This window comes from Verminephrobacter eiseniae EF01-2, from assembly GCF_000015565.1.
Classification (GTDB): domain Bacteria; phylum Pseudomonadota; class Gammaproteobacteria; order Burkholderiales; family Burkholderiaceae_C; genus Acidovorax; species Acidovorax eiseniae.
Window position 1 is genome coordinate 1,625,069 of sequence record NC_008786.1, and the last position, 16,563, is coordinate 1,641,631.

A 16,563-nucleotide genomic window follows, 5' to 3' on the forward strand; every position below is an offset into this window, starting at 1 on the left:
AGTGAACGGCATCAGTCACGTACGTGCTGCACGCAACGATTTCTGAGCTGCCTATCCGGCAGTGAACCAATATGTGCCATGCAGTAGCCGCCACTGCCGGTTTCTGAGCTGCCTATCCGGCAGTGAACGCAGTCTGTATCTTCTTTCTCGACGGGATTTTTTTCTGAGCTGCCTATCCGGCAGTGAACGCGCTAAGGGCCGCATCGGCGGGCGGCGCATGTTTCTGAGCTGCCTATCCGGCAGTGAACTAACTGATAATATCGACACAAGCACATGCATCTTTCTGAGCTGCCTATCCGGCAGTGAACGATGATTCGTGCTAGTCTGACAGCAGATCGTATTTCTGAGCTGCCTATCCGGCAGTGAACCGTGCGCTCACGTGCGTGCGTGCGTGCGTGCGTGCATTTCTGAGCTGCCTATCCGGCAGTGAACACGCAGCCGAGCGTTTCTTTATATGAATGCGCGTTTCTGAGCTGCCTATCCGGCAGTGAACGATTAATGACAGCTTCGCTATCGAAAGCTATCTTTCTGAGCTGCCTATCCGGCAGTGAACTGGGATGATCTTGCGCTGCAAGAATTGCGATCTTTCTGAGCTGCCTATCCGGCAGTGAACATCTGGCATGACCGCCGGGGGCTAGCGATAGTTTTCTGAGCTGCCTATCCGGCAGTGAACGCCGGCGGCGCTTTTTGCAAAGCGGGCACGTTTTTTCTGAGCTGCCTATCCGGCAGTGAACGCAACGGCTCGATCAGAGGCGGCGGCGGATGGTTTCTGAGCTGCCTATCCGGCAGTGAACCGCACCGATGCCGCGCGCTGCACCGATGCCCTTTTCTGAGCTGCCTATCCGGCAGTGAACTGCCGGTCGACCTTGGTGCGCATGCTCAACGCTTTCTGAGCTGCCTATCCGGCAGTGAACAGTTGGAACCCCCGGCGCGCCACCGACGCGGTTTTCTGAGCTGCCTATCCGGCAGTGAACTATGAGATAATGCCGGGCTTCGGCCCGGCAATTTTCTGAGCTGCCTATCCGGCAGTGAACGCTGCAAATGGCCCTAGCGTGCCGGGCCTCGTTTTTCTGAGCTGCCTATCCGGCAGTGAACGCGGGGCAGTTCGGGCGGTGGGTGTACGTGAATTTCTGAGCTGCCTATCCGGCAGTGAACGTTTTGCTAGGCTTTCCTAAGTGATCATCCTGTTTTCTGAGCTGCCTATCCGGCAGTGAACATGGCGATGGGCTTGGCCCTGGGGTTCGGCACTTTCTGAGCTGCCTATCCGGCAGTGAACACGTATTATGAAGATCACTTCAGCGACAACGAATTTCTGAGCTGCCTATCCGGCAGTGAACGATTTCTTGATTAGTGAGCATGATTTTCCCCTTTTCTGAGCTGCCTATCCGGCAGTGAACCTTCGGCCGGCCTTTTCATCGCCGGCTTCGAGGTTTCTGAGCTGCCTATCCGGCAGTGAACGTTCCTTCGTTGAAAGGCGTAGATCGTATCAATTTCTGAGCTGCCTATCCGGCAGTGAACGAATGTACGCCACGTTTCCACCGCCGCCGGGTTTTCTGAGCTGCCTATCCGGCAGTGAACACTGTAGCACCCCAAAAACGTCACGTCTATAGTTTCTGAGCTGCCTATCCGGCAGTGAACAACCGTGGGCCGCATCCCCGGCCACGGCACCTTTTCTGAGCTGCCTATCCGGCAGTGAACGACATGACATGACATCCAGCCCGCCCTGCGCGTTTCTGAGCTGCCTATCCGGCAGTGAACCGATAAAATCACGCGCATTTTCTTCGCTGAGTTTTCTGAGCTGCCTATCCGGCAGTGAACGCAGCCCTGACCCTGACCCTGACCCTGACCCTATTTCTGAGCTGCCTATCCGGCAGTGAACATTCGCAATCTGCGCAGCAATCTATCGGCAAATTTCTGAGCTGCCTATCCGGCAGTGAACCGTGCGGCAATCTTGCCCTGGCTTTCCAACGATTTCTGAGCTGCCTATCCGGCAGTGAACGCGGATATTCATTGATCAGCGGCGGAGATTATTTTCTGAGCTGCCTATCCGGCAGTGAACCCGATTATCATTATCAGGACATTCTATTATAATTTCTGAGCTGCCTATCCGGCAGTGAACATGCCAAAGCGGCTGGAGAAATCTGCTGCGCGTTTCTGAGCTGCCTATCCGGCAGTGAACTATCCCAAAACCACCATAACCCATTGATTCTCAAACAAAAAAACAGACGCTTCCCGGCGCCCCCATTTCTGAGGGGAACCTGCAAGTCGTTGATTTTATTGGAAAACTGGCACACGCAGGAAAAAAGGGTCAAAACCACGGGATCGTGGCTTGTGTGCTGAGGCCGTAGGTGCCGAAGCTGCCCGGGGATGGCGTGTCCAGCAAGGGGCCGTGTTCGATGAACAGGCGGAAGACTTGCCCTTTGCTGGCGCTTTGCAAGCGCAGATAGGGCAATGCCAATCGCCGTCCTTCTTGGTCTGGAATTCGCTGGAGCGCCTGGGCTTCGTCGATTTCAAGGCGGCGCATCAGGCGTCGGCGCGAGCGTTCGGGGCTGCTTTTGGCTTGCACGCGGCGCACTACGCGGTGCTGCGTGTGTGTGGGAACGGGTGCCACTTCGCTGGTCTTTACATGGTCGCGCATGCCGCGCAGCCACGACAAGGCTTGCAGGCGTTGCAGCGCGGACGTAGCGCCGTGCAGTCGCAGTGTGGTGCCCAGGTGTGAGTGCTCTCCCCGGAGGATGAAGCCGGGAAAGCTCACCCCTACATCGCCCGTGCCCAGTTGCACCAAGGCGAGGTGCAGTTGGGCGTGCAGGGCATTGAGCAGATGCGCGGGGCTGAACTCCGGGTCCGGTCGCAGTGTGATGTCAATGTAGTGTGTGCTCATGGCTAAGCTCAACTCGCATCGCCAAACACACCGCCACGGATCAGCACGGCCATGACGAAGTGCTGCTGTTCCATGGGTGGCTCCTGGTCTTTGAGCAACCAGTTGTCCAGCAAGGTGTAGAAGTCCTGTTTCTGCTTGGGCTGGCGATAGGCTTTGCCTTGCGTCGTGACCGAGCCGTAGGGCTCCACGGCAATGGGTCCCAAATCCAGGTCGCTGGCGCCTTCGTACCAAGTGTCGATGGTGCGCAAGGCGTTGCCGATTTTTTGGGAGTGGATGGCGGCCACGCCGTTGACGTGATAGAGCGTCTTGCTTTTGCCGTTGCTGCCTTTGTCAAGGATCAGTTCCTGCGATGGGAATACTTCTTGCCCGGCACCCTGGCGCACAAAAGCGGTCACTTGCAGCAGCACACGGCGCTCGCCCGCCAGACCGCTGGCGATCACGGCGCCCAAGGCGAGAACGTCGTCATTGGTGACATCCGGCTTGCGCAGATCAAGTGTCAGGGCATCAAAGGACCAGGATTGCTCTTCCTTGCCATCCTGGAGCAGTGCCACTTCCACCTGCACGTTTTCTGCGCCAAGGCGATTGCGCCACAAGAAGCGGCCATTGGCCAAGTTTGCGGCATAGCGCTTGGCCAGTTCGGTAAAACCTTCTTTTGCTACATAGCCTTGCACCGTGTGCTTCAACTTGGCTTGGTATTCGGCGTTGTTGCAGGCCGACGGTGTGCCTGTGCCAGCCAATACGCGCAGCGTGAACTGGATTTTCAAGGTGTCCGCGCCGGACGGCAGCATGGCTACATCCACCGTCTGCAGGTTGGGGTTTTCAATGGCGGCGTCCAGTTTTGCGGGATCCTGGTCCTTGGTTTTGAGGCGGTTGGAGATGGTGCCGCGCACGGACTTGGGGCGAATGCTGACGGCATTCCAACCGGACGTATTGTTGCGGTTATCCCAGTTCCCGGCGTGGAGGGTGGCGTCAGAGGGGTCCAGCTTGCGCTCGAAAGCCAGAACAGAGGCGGTCTTGAGGTTGTTTGACATGGTTTCAATCCTTATGTGGTGAATGGTGGGGTGTAAATGGTGGGAGGCGGGGCTCAATAGTCGTCATCACTGTCGATGTCCCAGTCCTGGTTGTTGTTTTCAGAGGCGGTCGCATGACCGTTGCGGCAGCGGTACAAGCCCTTGGCTTGGTCGGACTCGGGATACCACCACAGTTCTTCAGGCTGGCTTAAGCGGTGGGGGCTGATCCACTCGCCAAATGAATAGACTGATTCCACAAAGCGCAACGGCGTGCTCATGTCGCGGGCGTTTTGCACCGTGCCTGCCTGATGGCCGGGTGCGAGGGCGGCATATCCCACGGGGATAGGCACCGTCCAGCCGCCGCCTTTTCTGCGCCACGGGTCTTCCCAGAGTTGGTCTGCGGGGATGACTTCGCCTTCCTTGGGCGGCACTGGCTGGCGGTTGCGACGCGCCGCATGCAGCCAAGCATCGAGCAGTGTCGTTTCGGGTTTTGTCACGCGCAGCGCGGCTAGGCGGTCAGATAAGAGATGGTCCCGCCCGACGAGGGCAAAACCAGGCAACCATTGGCGACGCCACAGGCGAAATTGCTTGGCTCGTGCTTGACCTTCCTCGTCCAGCATGGCCATCCAGGGCCGTCGGCGTTTGCCGGGTGCCGGGCGTGATGGCAGCAGCGTGCCGCCGGCCACACGCATTTGCGCGAGGATGGCGCCTGCGGCACTGGCCCATTCCTGCATCTGCTCTTCATTGCCCAAGCGCGCTGATTCGCCCGCCGTGCGCTTTTCAGTCACGACGAAGAGCAGTGTGATGTCGAGGTGGATGCGCCCTTCTTCCACGATGGCGGCAGTGTCGCCATGTTCATCCACCGGATTACGGGTCAGGTTGAAGGTGCGCACAAAGCCTTGTGTCACCTGCTCCTGATGGTGGTGGCAGATCACGCCCACGGCTTGCAAGTGCAGCGCAATCTTCTCTTGCGCCAGTTTGCGCTCCAGCGCCCACATGAGGCCCATGAAGGCGGTGATGGATGGGAAACCGTGGGTCAGCGGGCTGGAGATGGCGTTGGCGTTTTGCACGCGCAGATGCGGCAGAACCAGGATGGCTTTGGGTGGAGGTGTTGTCATCACTGGCCCCTTTGTTGATGAATGTGTTTGCGTTGTTCGGTCAGCGCTTCGCGCCAGCCATCGTCCTCACCGATCAGCGCACGCTGCCATTCGCGGGCCTCGACATCGCCTACCAGCAGTCGGCCTGCCAGTTTGTCGTTGAGCCAGTTGCCAAAGCGCTTGGCGATGGCGGCGGGCCAGTCCTGCCATAACCATTCTTTGGCAAAGTCGTCCTCATCGGGCAGTGTGGCGCGCCGTGGGTCCAGCCACAGTTGTTCCACAGGCGCCAATTGCTGGAAACGCTTGTCGTTCAGCGTCCAGCCTGCAGGCAAGCCTTGTTGCAACTCGCCTGCCAGATTGAGCAGTTCATTCACCAGCGTTTCGACATAGGCTGCGCGGCGTTCGCGTGTAGCCAGGTTCGGCTCGGGGTCTTCTTCCAGGAAGCGGCGCAATTCACGCACTGTTTTTTGTACGTCGGGCCGCTGCGGGTACAGGTGCTTGAACACCGAGTCGGTATTGACCGGCAGGCGCCGCTCGGTCACCTTCCAAATGGGCGGCAACGAGGCCAGCAAATAGTTCACCCCGCCGCGCTCACTATTCAATTGGCTGATGTTTTGTGGCTTTGTTCCGCCCATCTTTTGCATGGCTAGCCCGGGATAGTCCACCAACACGCCGTCATGCGCCTTGCGTTCGCGCCATGCCTGACGAGCGGCCTTGTTGGCTTCGCCAAAGCGGACCTCTTGCACATCGGCATATACGCGGTGGGCCAGCGACGTGGCAAACAAGGGGGCCAGTAGTTCGTAGTCGTCGTCGGCAGCAGCATCGCTGCCGGTCAGCCAATACAACTGCTTGGCCCGGCTGTGCGAACTGGCTCCGCCAGAACCGGGCTGCGTCAAGCCGACCAACTTGTCGCGCAATGCCTTGGCTTGCGCCGCGTCGTCATGCAGCACCTGCATGGCCGCCGGGTCTTCTTCCTGCAAGGCGGTGAGCAGGCTGCGTTCGCCCACTTGCAGTTTCAGGAATTTGTACACGTCCAACGCTGCTGCATTGCCTGTTACATCAGGTGCAAAGTCTTTGCCCAGTGCGTGGCTGCCCAACTCGGTCAGCATGGGCAGGCTATCCGGCTCCACATACAGATTGGTGCCTCTGGCGTCGGGATGGATGGGTTTGAGGGAATGGGTGACAGCCTGGATTTGCTGCACGCGCCGCGCAGCATCTTCAATCCAGACCGTTGGCCGGTATTTGTTGCGCTCTTCCTCGCGCTTGGGGTCGTCATCCTTGAGCTTGTCGAGCTTTGCCTCCAAGCGCTCCTGAAGGAACGCTTGCACTGCCGCTTTGAAGCTGTCATGCGATGGGGTGTCGGTCTTTGCCATGAAGTTCTTTCTTTTTTGGTGATTGTGAAAATTATCAACCTCTTTACGAAGAATGACTTGATTATATATTGTGAAACTGTCTGATGCAAGATACCAATCTGATTATTTTTTCTGCTTGGCAAAACCCAGAACATCGTGATGGTACCACCCCAAGTGCTCGTTGTGTCTGGGCAAGCTGGCTACGGCAAATCTTTCCGCGCACTTGCGCAATGACATTCCCTTGGAATCGGCCAAGGCCGCCAACTCGTCCAACAGACAGATTTGCAGCCATGGGCCAATGCCTGATCCCATGGGAATCTCCAGTCTTTCCAGCCTTGTTTCTGCCTCCACATAGAGTTTTCCTTCTCTGTTGTGGTCATCTTTGATCATGTGCAGAATCAAGCGGTTTTCGTTGTCCTCATCCGGCAACCAGGCCACATCCACCCGTGGCGCTGCCGAATCATCACGAAAGCGCTGGAACTGGGGCAGCAATCCCGTGAGCCACAAATAGCGGTCGCCGCTCCAATGCAGCGTTGCATTGCGTTTCACGGGCGTGAAGAACTCGTTGGTTTTTGATCGGACCAGCATGGTGTCGCGCATGCGGGCATGCTCCAGATCAATCCACCTTTGTCTTGGCTTGAGCTTCTCAGCGGCAGAGATACGGGGGCTGGCGTCGATGCGGAAAATTTCCGGATTCGGCAACTCCAGCAACGGGATCAATTCATGCTGTTCCAAGTGAAAGAGCCAGCCTGATTCGTGCGGCCCCTGTCCGGTTGGTTTGTCTGCCCTGGGATCGACGCGCTCCATCTCAAACCCCGGCCAGCAAAACGCCGCCTCACCAGAATGCTTGCGCTCGTAATGGCGCAGATTACTGTCCAGCACCTGCATATTCACCGCACTGACAGCCCCAGGGCGGTGGCGGCGCACACGGCCTGCCAGTTGTATCAGCGAGCGCATCGACGAGGGTTCCACCACGGCCCAGTCGTAGTCATGGTCGCGCCCGACTTCGGTGACCGGGCTGCCGAGCACGATGAATAACTGGTCTGGTTCGGGATGCTTGTCCAGCAGTGCGCGCATCGCAGACCGGCCCAGCACCGGGTCTGTGCCGTCCGGCTTCGGGCGGCGGTCGAGCAGGGCGTCGAGTTGTTGTTCCATGGCCGAGCGCACCAGCATGGGAAACTGCGAGTGGTACACGCACAGGTGCACGCGCACACCCGGCGCGGGCGCGCCTTGCCGGTACATGGCCTGTGCCACGTCAAACAGCGGGCCGATGTTGGCCATGCGGATCAGGCCCAGGCTGATCCGCTTCTCCGGCTTGCCGTTGGCGCAGTCGATGCTGTGGTTTTGTGGGTCTTGGTGCAGTGTCCATGCGCACTCCAGCGCAAGACGGGCGAAATCCTTGCGCCGACCGGCTTCGTCCATCCCGCGCCATTCTTCAGGTAGCGCGACGATGCGGGCAAGGCGGCGCACTTCGGTTTTGGCCAATTGGGCCAGGCGCTTGTCGACGAAGCTGGCGTGGGCGCTGCGGAAGGCTTCCTTGTCCGGGCAGTCCTGGGCGCTCTGGTGGAATTCGTCGATCCACAGGCAGCAGATGTTGACTGGCTCGTCGGGGCGCTGGCTGCGGTGGCGCTGGAAAGCCTGGCGTCCGTCCCGGTAGGCCAGGTACAGGCCCTGGACCAGCGCGGGCGGCAGCGTGGCCGATGACAGCAGCAGGCGCGCGCCCAGCAGCCCGGCCCAATGCACCAGGCGGGTCAGCGCGGGCAGGTCGGCCATGTCGAAGTCGTCCGGCTCGTCGAGCACCAGGTCGCCGCTCATCAGGCGCAGCATGGGTGCGATCTGGCGGCCGCCGCGCAGGCTTTCCGTGGCGGGGGTCAGGTGGTCTACGGTGCAGGCCAGCACGGGCGCGGTCAGCAGGCTGCGTACTTGCGGGTCGCTGGTCAGGCGTTGCAGCAGCGGGTGCTGGTCATTGCCCTCGAATAGCACCTGCCCGTCTTCGTCCAGCAGCGCCTGGTGCGAGGCAGAGCCGGTGGCTTCGGCCTGCTGCTCCCAATAGTCAAACAGTGCGCGGCTGGCGCTGCCGCCGACTCTGATGGCGAGTTGCTCGTCCGATAGCCCCAATTCGTCTCGAAAGCTGCGGCCGGTTTGCAGGGTGAGCGTGCGCAGGCCGATGGCGAAGGCGCAGCGCAGGCCGGTGGCCGGGTCGGACAGGGCATTCATGATGCGCGCATTGCCCAGCGTCTTGCCGCAGCCGGTGGAGGCCATGTTGACGATGAAGGCGCCTTGGGTCTCGGCCCGGTGGCGCACGCTGGCGGCCAGGTCGGCGGCCTTGTCTTGCCACTGGAAGCGGGGGTCGCTGCTGCGCTTTTTCAGGCGGCGGTGGTTTTGCAGCGCCGGCAGGCTGCGCGCCAGCGTGGGCAGGGAGCGGGTAATCAGCGTTGCATGGGCTTGCACGCCGAGCAGGTGTTCGTCCAGGGTTTGGTTGGGCTTGCCCTCGCGGGTGTTGGCATACAGCGGGTAGCTCTCATTGAGGTACGGCGCGCGGCGCGCCTCGTCATTGATATCGATGCTGGAGTAATGATGGTCGGCCAGCATCAGGCACAGGCGCGAGACATGCATGGTGAACGGGTCGTGCAGCGCGCAGGGGGCAGCGCCAGCCGTGGCCAGCGCTTGCAGTTTGCGGGCGTAACGCGCAGCTTGCTTGCGCCAGGGCGGCAGGGCCACGGGCAGGCCATGCGGGAAGTGCCAGTAGGCTTTTATCTGCGCGAGCGCCAGGTTTTCGCGTGGCTCGTTCCAGTCGGCGTCGATTCGGGCCAGCAAGTTCTCCAACGCACCGATGTTGACGGACGAGGGGCATGCGCCAAAGCGACGCCATTTCGCACCGGGCGTGTCATCGTCGGACGCACTGTGTTTGCTTCTGACTGGCTGACAGGGCAGGCGATGGTGCGTGAGCACCAGCCATGCCACGGCCTGCGCGAGCGGTGGGAGTTGCGCAAAAGGCGGGCACGCCTTCGCCGTCTCAACATCCAGACCATCCCGCAGCAAGCGCCCGCCGGAGTGATCCAGCCACTGGGCGGCAAACGCGGCGCCATCCAGACCGTCGCCGTCGGCCAGGCGGGCCAGCCAGGTCGCATCGTCATCCTTGCCGACAAAGGCCTGGAACAGGCGCACCGACACCCATTCGTGCCGGTAGTGGTTGCGCTCGCTGCGGCCAGGGTTGTGCAGCCGCTCCTGAAACGCTTGCGTGGCCTTGCCCAAATCGTGCATCAGCGCCGCCAGGGCGGTCAGCGCCGACATCAGCGGCAGGTGGTGCCAAGTGTTCTCATCCTCGGCGCGCAGTATGTCGTTGGTGGTGGTGTTGGTGGGCACGGCACCCTCGGTATTGAACTGCCGGCCATCGCCCACGACCCACAGTAGTTCGCTGTGGTTCTTGCCGCGAATCCAGTGGCAGGCAACCGCCGTGTTTTTGCGCGCCGTCTTGCGCAGCAGCCTGCGCACCGTGTCCAGCCCATGGGCGGTGATCGGGGTTTGCCAAGTGCGGTCGCCGTGCCGCTCGGCAAACTGATCGAGGATGCGGCGGGTTTCCGTCAAGGCGCGTTTGCTGCATTGCGAGACGAACAGCACATTCATTGCGTCGCACCTTGCGCGGTGTGCTGCGCGGTATCCAGCGCAATGGTCTTGAGCATGTCGATCATGAAGTCCAGCGACTCGCTGCTGGCAAGCGTCTGGATGCAGTGCTGTCGAAACTGCCGTTCGTCATCGCCCCGCATGGCAGAAAGAAAGGACTGCGGCAGGATGGCAGCATCCTTGACCAAATCAGCGGCATCGAAGACGAGGCCGCCGCGGCGCGTTTTTCCATGCAGCACCGCCAAGCCGTGCGGCAGCCCCAACACCCAGGTGGCCGTGGCCCCCAGCCCATAAGCCAGGTAATTGCCATGGTCGAGAAAACGGTTGGCGGGGTCTGTGCCGGCGCCGCGCTTGGTGCGGGTGAACTCGCCGTAGCCGGTGGCCTCGACGGCCAGTTTGAAAAGGGCCTTGGTCAGCCGCGCCTCGTCGGTGAGCAAGGCGGTGACATCGGGCGCCATGGCAATCTGCCGGGTGAACTGCGCGACCAGTTCGTGCAGACGCTGCGCATCGACGACAAAGCCGGCATCGCGCAACGGCCGCGCCGTCCATTGCGAGTGCAGCCGCTGCAAGCGCTGCGTCTGCAAGGCTTTGGCCGCCATGAGGCGCAACGCATCATCAAACCAGAAGCGCACCCAGGCTTGCAGATATTCGGTAGGCCGGTATTCCGATTGCGGGGCGAACCACGCCACCTCGATATCCACCTCATTGGCACTGAACAAGGGCGTGCCGCCACCGCCGGCAAACCCGACCAGCACCCCGGCCTTGGCCAACTCGCGCATGGCCGCCTGAGTGACGGAGGTGCCCGTGCCCAGCAGGATGCTGGTGGTGTTGGCGATGGGAATGTTCCAGTACAGACTGCGCTTGCCCGCATCCGTCACATACTCCACCCGCCCGCCATTGACGAGCACACGGCAATGTTCCAGATAGTAGAGGTTGGCGCGCTTGGAGTGGAGGATGGTTTTCAGGTCAGAGGAGACGATGGGGTCCATGGCGTCGGGGCGGGGGTGCGGCGGACAACTGTATGATCATACAGTGTTTGTCGCCCATGGCGTCATGTGTGGCAGCGCAGGGCAGGGCCGATCAGGAAGTGCGCCGCGCAAGCCCACCTGGCCGTTCGGCGATGGTCTTGAAGACCTCAGGCATTGGGTTCATCGCGCACTGCGTCATCCAGGTGCCGGGTGTCGGCCCAGCCGATCAGGTTCAGGCCGTCGGGGGTCCATAGCAGGCGGTTGATGGCGGCGTTGGACAGTTGCCAGGTGCGGGGCGCTTGTATGTCCTGGCGGGTGGCCAGGCGGTAGAGTGCGTCGAGCACGCCGCCGTGGGCCACCAGCACGATTTGTTCGTCCAGGTGCGGCTGCGCCAAGGTGGCGATGGTGCGTTCGATGCGCGCGTGCAGCGTCAGCAGTGACTCGCCGCCCTCGGGCGCATAGTGCGGGTCGCGCTTGCGCCAGCGCAGCGCGTCGGCGGGTAGCTCGGCTTCGATCTGCGCGAAGGTGCGGCCCTGGAAACGGCCGAAGCTGCGCTCGCGCAGCCCGGGTTCGGCGGTCAGTGGTGCGCCGGTGGCCCGTGCCACGGCCTGCGCTGTGGCATGTGCCCGTTGCAGGTCGCTGGTGTAGATGGCGGCTATCGGTTCACCGGCCAGGGCGCGCGCCAGTTGCTCGGCCTGCCACAGGCCGGTGTCGTTCAGCGGGATGTCCAGGTGGCCCTGGATGCGGGTGTCCACGTTCCAGGCGGTTTCGCCGTGGCGGATGGCAACGATGTGGGTGGCTTGCATGTGGGCGGCGTCAGGGGGTGGTTGGCGTCAGCGGCAGGCGCACTTGGCGCGCGCCACCGGGGGGTTGGGGAAAGCCGTTCAGTGCGGCGTCGAACAGCACGCCGTAGACGGCAGGGTCGCTGACCCATGTGTCTTCATGCACGGCCGAGGTTTCGTAGACGATGGCCTGCGTGGTGGCATCGCGCAACACCAGGCTTACTGCGCGGCGGTACAGCGGTGTGGGTTCGGCCATGCGCCAAAAGCCGTGCAGGCCCCAGCCGTCACGCCAGGCCCAGGGCGGCGGGCCGTAAAAGCCGTAAAAACCGGGGCCGCGCAAGGAGTCGTAGCGCGGCACGCTGTCGGCCTGTATGCCGATTTGCACCAGCAGCCGGGGCGCTGCGTCGTCGCGTTGCAGGCCCGCGCGCGCCAGTGACTGCTCGGCCAGCGCGGCGAGTGTGTCGAACGCGGGGGTTTGCTGCGAGGGCAGGCGCTCGATGCGGTAGGTGGCCGGCGCGGGCATGGCTGCCAATGTGGAAAAGCTTTGTACCTGGCCATCGACCAGGCGTGTGCTGCTGCAGCCTGCGAGGGCGGCGGCAAGGCCCAGGAGCAGGGCGAAGGGGAGAGTGGATCGGCGCAGCATGGCAAGGGTGCTCCCTGAGAAGTGGTCCCCGTGTGAGTGCTGCAGACCGTCCGTGGTTCACGACGACCGCCGCGTTGGCACGATTTGCACCACTTGTTCCGCCGGGGTTGCAAGCTCTTGCGGGTCGAATGCCTTGTCGCCGTCCGCGCTGGCCAGGCCCGTGGCCCTGGCGTTTTTGAAGTCGTACAGGCGGGCGTCGAGCAGGTGCGAGGGCACGATGTTTTGCAGCGCGTTGAACATGTTTTCCACCCGGCCGGGGAGTTTTTTCTCCCATTCGCGCAGCATTTGGCCGACCTGCTGGCGTTGCAGGTTCTGCTGGCTGCCGCACAGGTTGCAGGCGATGATGGGGAAGTTGCGCTGGGCCGCCCAGCGGGCCGTGTCTTTTTCGGCCACGTAGGCCAGCGGGCGGATCACCACATGTTGGCCGTCGTCGCTGACCAGTTTGGGCGGCATGCTTTTCATCTTGCCGCCGAAGAACATGTTCAGCAGCAGCGTTTGCAGGATGTCGTCGCGGTGGTGGCCCAGTGCGATCTTGGTGCAGCCGAGTTCGCTGGCCACGCGGTACAAAATGCCTCGGCGCAGGCGGCTGCACAGGCTGCAGGTGGTCTTGCCTTCGGGGATCAGCCTTTTGACGATGCCGTAGGTGTCTTCGGTTTCGATGTGGTACGGCACGCCGGCGCTGGCCAGGTACCCGGGCAGCACATGCGCGGGAAAGCCCGGTTGCTTTTGGTCCAGGTTCACCGCCACCAGGTCGAAGGCGATGGGCGCGCGGGCGCGCAGCTTGAGCAGGATGTCCAGCAGCGTGTAGCTGTCCTTGCCGCCGGACATGCAAACCATGACTTTGTCGCCGGCTTCGATCATGTGGAAGTCGTCGATGGCCTTGCCCACTGCGCGGCACAGGCGCTTTTCGAGTTTGCGGGTTTCGCGTTCGGTCCTGGCGTCGGATGGGCCGGTGCCGGTTGCGTCGGCCCCCGGGCCTGGCATGGAGTCGTCGATCACTGCGCCCATGGGTTCACCACTGTCCTGTCTCGACGCGAATGGCCACTTCGCAGTCGTCAAAAATCTCCAGCTTGGCCAGTTTGACGCGCACGCCGCGCACGCCGGGCAGTTGCATCAGGCGGTTGGCCAGTTGGCCGATCAGGCTTTCGAGCAGGTTGACATGCCCGGACGTGCATTCGTCAATGATGATCTGGCGCACGCGGCGGTAGTCGAGCACATGGCCGATGTCGTCGTCGCGCGGGGCCAGGGGTTGCAGGCCCAGGCTCAGTTCGGCATCGATCCGGATCGGCTGGGGCGCCGCTTTTTCGCGATCGAGAATGCCCAGGTTGGCGTTGAAGCGCAACCCGGTGAGCGTGAGGATCTGGGTGCCTGCGGCGTGGTTCATGGGTTACATCATCGAAAAATCACGCTCGAAGCGCATCAGATGCTGGCCGCCATCGACCAGCAGCGTGGTGCCGGTGATGGAGCGGTTTTCCAGCGCGAACAGCACCGCTGCGGCCACGTCGTCGGGGGTCGAGGAGCGGCCCAGCGGGCTGAGCCGGTGCAATTGCGCAAACTTCTGCGCGCTGAGCAGCGCGCTGGTGAGCGTCAGGCCCGGGGCCACGCCGACCACGCGCACGCGCGGTGCCAGGGCCAGCGCCAGCATGTTGCCGGCGGCTTCGAGCGCGGCCTTGGACAGGGTGTAGCTGATGAAGTCGGGGTTGGTGTTCCAGAGCTTTTGGTCCAGCAGATTGACCACGACGCCTTGCGCCTGCTCGTCTGCGGCGGCGCGCGCCAGGATGTGCTGGTGCAGGGCCTGGGCCAGCAGCACGGGCGCGCCGGTGTTGCTGCGCAGGTGTTTTTCCAGCGCGGCAAAGCCAAAGCTGGCGGCGCTGTCATGCTCGAAGACCGAGGCGCTGTTGACCAGCGCGTCGAGCCGGCCGAAATGCCGGACCACCCGGGGCACCAGCGCGCGCACCGCTGCCTCGTCCTGAAAATCTGCACGAAATGACGCGCTGGCGCCGGAAAGACCTTCACATTCAGCCACTGTTTCCGTAGCCTCCTGGGCGGACGAGCGGTAGTGCACAGCCACTTGCCAGCCGGCGGCCGCCAGCGCCAGCGCCATGCTGCGGCCCAGGCGCCGGGCGGCGCCGGTGACCAGCACCGTGCGCCCCTTGGCGGCCAGGGTGCTGGCGGCGGGTGAATCGGGTGGGCAGGACGTGTCCACCTGACCTGCGCCTATTGCAGAGACCGCGGCGGGTGAATCAGGTGGACAGGACATCTGGGAGGACAATGCAGGCCGTGAGCCAAGGACCTGACAGTTTAACGACCGCCCTGCAGCAGCATATCCGCCAGGCCATTGCCGCAGCGGGTGGCTGGATCGGCTTCGACCGCTTCATGGAACTGGCCTTGTACACCCCGGGCCTGGGCTACTACGCCAATGACAGCGCCAAGTTCGGCAGCAGTCCCGCATCGGGCAGCGACTTCGTGACCGCGCCCGAGCTGACCCCCTTGTTCGGCCAGACGCTGGCCGTGCAACTGGAGCAGGCGCTGCAAGCCACGGGCACGCAGCAACTGTGGGAGTTTGGCGCCGGCTCGGGCGCGCTGGCGCTGCAACTGCTCGATGCCTTGGGCGCGCGGGTGCAGCGCTACACCATCGTCGATCTGTCGGGCCATCTGCGCGCGCGCCAGCAAACGCGGCTGGCGGCCCATGCGCACAAACTGCGCTGGGTGGATGCGCTGCCCGAGAAGTTCAGCGGCGTGGTGCTGGCCAACGAGGTGCTCGACGCGATGCCGGTGCAACTGCTGGCCCGCCATGGTGGTGAGCAAGGCGGCGTATGGCATGAGCGCGGCGTGGCGCTGGGCGCTGACGGCGCGCTGGCCTGGGCCGACCGCCCCACCGGGCTGCGCCCGCCGGTCGGGATCGCAGGCCCGCAGGACTACCTGACCGAAATCCACACCCAGGGCGAAGGCTTCATCCGCACGCTGGCCGATCGGCTCGAGCGGGGCGCGGTGTTCTTGCTCGACTACGGCTTTGGCGCCAGCGAGTACTACCACCCCCAGCGCCATATGGGCACCGTGATGTGCCACCAGGGCCATCTGGTCGATAGCGACCCGCTGCTGGCGCTGGGCCGCAAGGACATCACGGCCCACGTCAACTTCAGCGCGCTGGCGCTGACCGCGCAGGAGGCCGGGCTGCATGTGCTGGGCTACACCACGCAGGCGCATTTTTTGCTCAACTGTGGCTTGCTGGCAAAAATGGAACTGCGGCCACAGGCAGAACGCGCGCCCGCGGCCTTGCTGGTGCTGGAGCATGAGATGGGCGAACTGTTCAAGGTGCTGGCCCTGGGCGCAGGCCAGCCCTGGGAGCCGCTGGGCTTTGTGCGCGGCGACCGGTCGCACCGGCTGTGACGAGGGGTCGGCGCTGCGCCGAATCGCCGCGCACTGGCAACACCGGCCAGCGCAACGCCGCAGCGCAAAGGGCGGGCTTGGGTCAGGGCCGTTCGCGCCCAAGGTCAAAGGTCCAAGACCAAAGACCGCACGTCCGATGCTGGTCGCCGCCGGTGGTGGTAGCGGCAATCCATGCGGCCCGCCAGCGCACCAGCGCAGACCGTACTTGCGTGCGCGCGGGGTCACCTACACTGGGGCCATGATTCGCTGGCTGCTTGTCACCTTCTTGGCGCTGATGCTGATCGGCTGGTTGTCACCGCTGCTGCGGCGCCTGGGGTTCGGGCGGTTGCCGGGAGACCTGCGGTTTCGTTGGCTGGGGCGGGAGTGGCAGATACCGCTTGCATCCACCTTGCTGCTGAGTTTGCTGGTCGGCGGGTTGGCGAAATGGCTTTGAGCCTGATGCCGGACCTGGCCAGTGGGGCCATCGGCATCAGATCCCGCTGGCGCAGGCCGGCTCTCGGGGCCGGCATCGTGCAGCGCCGTCAGTGCTGATCGTGCTTGCGGATGATCCCCCGTTGGCGGTGGTGTGGCTGGCGTCGCGTCACCGATCATCTGTCGGTCCGCGCTGGCCATCGAAGCGCATCGCGGCGTTGCATCGCTTGCCAATACGCTCGGTATGGGCTGCGCGATGCGCCTTGCGCTGCGCTCCGATGGCTGCGCGCAGCCTACGACATCTGATCGGTGACGCGACACTAGCGTTTTGTACGCGGTATTGCAGTGCCTGTAGTGCTTGTAGTGCCCCTGTTCACAGGCCATCGGTCTGGCGCAGCGCCACGG

General features: G+C 62.8%; 14 protein-coding genes and 1 CRISPR repeat array (1 of these 15 running past the window's edge). Of the genes, 3 read left to right on the forward strand and 11 right to left on the reverse strand.

Translation table 11 applies throughout. From position 1 onward, the window contains the following. Positions 1–2,179: a CRISPR direct-repeat array (repeat unit 28 nt; unit sequence TTTCTGAGCTGCCTATCCGGCAGTGAAC); it begins 12,770 nt to the left of the window's first position. A gap of 129 nt (positions 2,180–2,308) precedes the next feature. From cas6f to VEIS_RS07130, 11 genes are all read right to left on the reverse strand, one after another. Next, on the reverse strand, positions 2,309–2,881 hold the full coding sequence (gene cas6f / locus VEIS_RS07080; RefSeq protein ID WP_011809222.1) for a type I-F CRISPR-associated endoribonuclease Cas6/Csy4: 573 nt from the start codon (positions 2,879–2,881) through the stop codon (positions 2,309–2,311). 8 nt (positions 2,882–2,889) lie between these two features. Further along, entirely contained in the window at positions 2,890–3,912 is a 1,023-nt protein-coding gene (gene csy3 / locus VEIS_RS07085; protein ID WP_011809223.1) for a type I-F CRISPR-associated protein Csy3, read from the reverse strand. Positions 3,913–3,965: 53 nt separating this feature from the next. Continuing rightward, positions 3,966–5,009, reverse strand: coding sequence for a type I-F CRISPR-associated protein Csy2 (gene csy2 / locus VEIS_RS07090; RefSeq protein WP_011809224.1), 1,044 nt, complete (start codon positions 5,007–5,009; stop codon positions 3,966–3,968). Then, positions 5,009–6,361, reverse strand: a complete 1,353-nt coding sequence (gene csy1, locus VEIS_RS07095; RefSeq protein WP_011809225.1) for a type I-F CRISPR-associated protein Csy1 — start codon at positions 6,359–6,361, stop codon at positions 5,009–5,011. Before csy1 ends, csy2 begins: the two co-directional genes overlap by 1 nt. Positions 6,362–6,463: 102 nt before the next feature. Then, a complete protein-coding gene (gene cas3f, locus VEIS_RS07100) occupies positions 6,464–9,967 on the reverse strand; it encodes a type I-F CRISPR-associated helicase Cas3f (protein WP_011809226.1) in 3,504 nt (1,167 codons plus the stop codon). Then, on the reverse strand, positions 9,964–10,953 hold the full coding sequence (cas1f, locus tag VEIS_RS07105) for a type I-F CRISPR-associated endonuclease Cas1f (RefSeq protein ID WP_011809227.1): 990 nt from the start codon (positions 10,951–10,953) through the stop codon (positions 9,964–9,966). The genes cas3f and cas1f overlap by 4 nt, the downstream gene beginning before the upstream one ends. A gap of 146 nt (positions 10,954–11,099) precedes the next feature. Continuing rightward, positions 11,100–11,738: a histidine phosphatase family protein gene (locus VEIS_RS07110; RefSeq protein WP_011809228.1), complete on the reverse strand. Its 639-nt coding sequence runs from the start codon at positions 11,736–11,738 to the stop codon at positions 11,100–11,102. Between the two features lie 10 nt (positions 11,739–11,748). Beyond that, positions 11,749–12,357 (reverse strand): DUF4136 domain-containing protein, encoded by a 609-nt coding sequence (locus VEIS_RS07115; protein ID WP_011809229.1) that lies wholly within the window; start codon positions 12,355–12,357, stop codon positions 11,749–11,751. 57 nt (positions 12,358–12,414) lie between these two features. After that, a complete protein-coding gene (gene ttcA / locus VEIS_RS07120; protein WP_011809230.1) occupies positions 12,415–13,365 on the reverse strand; it encodes a tRNA 2-thiocytidine(32) synthetase TtcA in 951 nt (316 codons plus the stop codon). Between the two features lie 4 nt (positions 13,366–13,369). Continuing rightward, entirely contained in the window at positions 13,370–13,741 is a 372-nt protein-coding gene (locus VEIS_RS07125; RefSeq protein WP_011809231.1) for a dihydroneopterin aldolase, read from the reverse strand. Between the two features lie 3 nt (positions 13,742–13,744). Next, on the reverse strand, positions 13,745–14,617 hold the full coding sequence (locus VEIS_RS07130) for an SDR family oxidoreductase (protein WP_011809232.1): 873 nt from the start codon (positions 14,615–14,617) through the stop codon (positions 13,745–13,747). A gap of 11 nt (positions 14,618–14,628) precedes the next feature. Here VEIS_RS07130 and VEIS_RS07135 point away from each other — a divergent pair, with 11 nt between their 5' ends. From VEIS_RS07135 to VEIS_RS25755, 3 genes are all read left to right on the forward strand, one after another. Further along, positions 14,629–15,747, forward strand: coding sequence for a class I SAM-dependent methyltransferase (locus VEIS_RS07135; RefSeq protein ID WP_041949872.1), 1,119 nt, complete (start codon positions 14,629–14,631; stop codon positions 15,745–15,747). A 238-nt stretch (positions 15,748–15,985) separates the two neighbouring features. Then, positions 15,986–16,180, forward strand: coding sequence for a DUF2905 domain-containing protein (locus VEIS_RS07140; protein WP_041949873.1), 195 nt, complete (start codon positions 15,986–15,988; stop codon positions 16,178–16,180). Between the two features lie 132 nt (positions 16,181–16,312). Beyond that, positions 16,313–16,471 (forward strand): hypothetical protein, encoded by a 159-nt coding sequence (locus VEIS_RS25755; RefSeq protein WP_157048429.1) that lies wholly within the window; start codon positions 16,313–16,315, stop codon positions 16,469–16,471. The last annotated feature ends 92 nt before the right edge of the window (positions 16,472–16,563 follow it).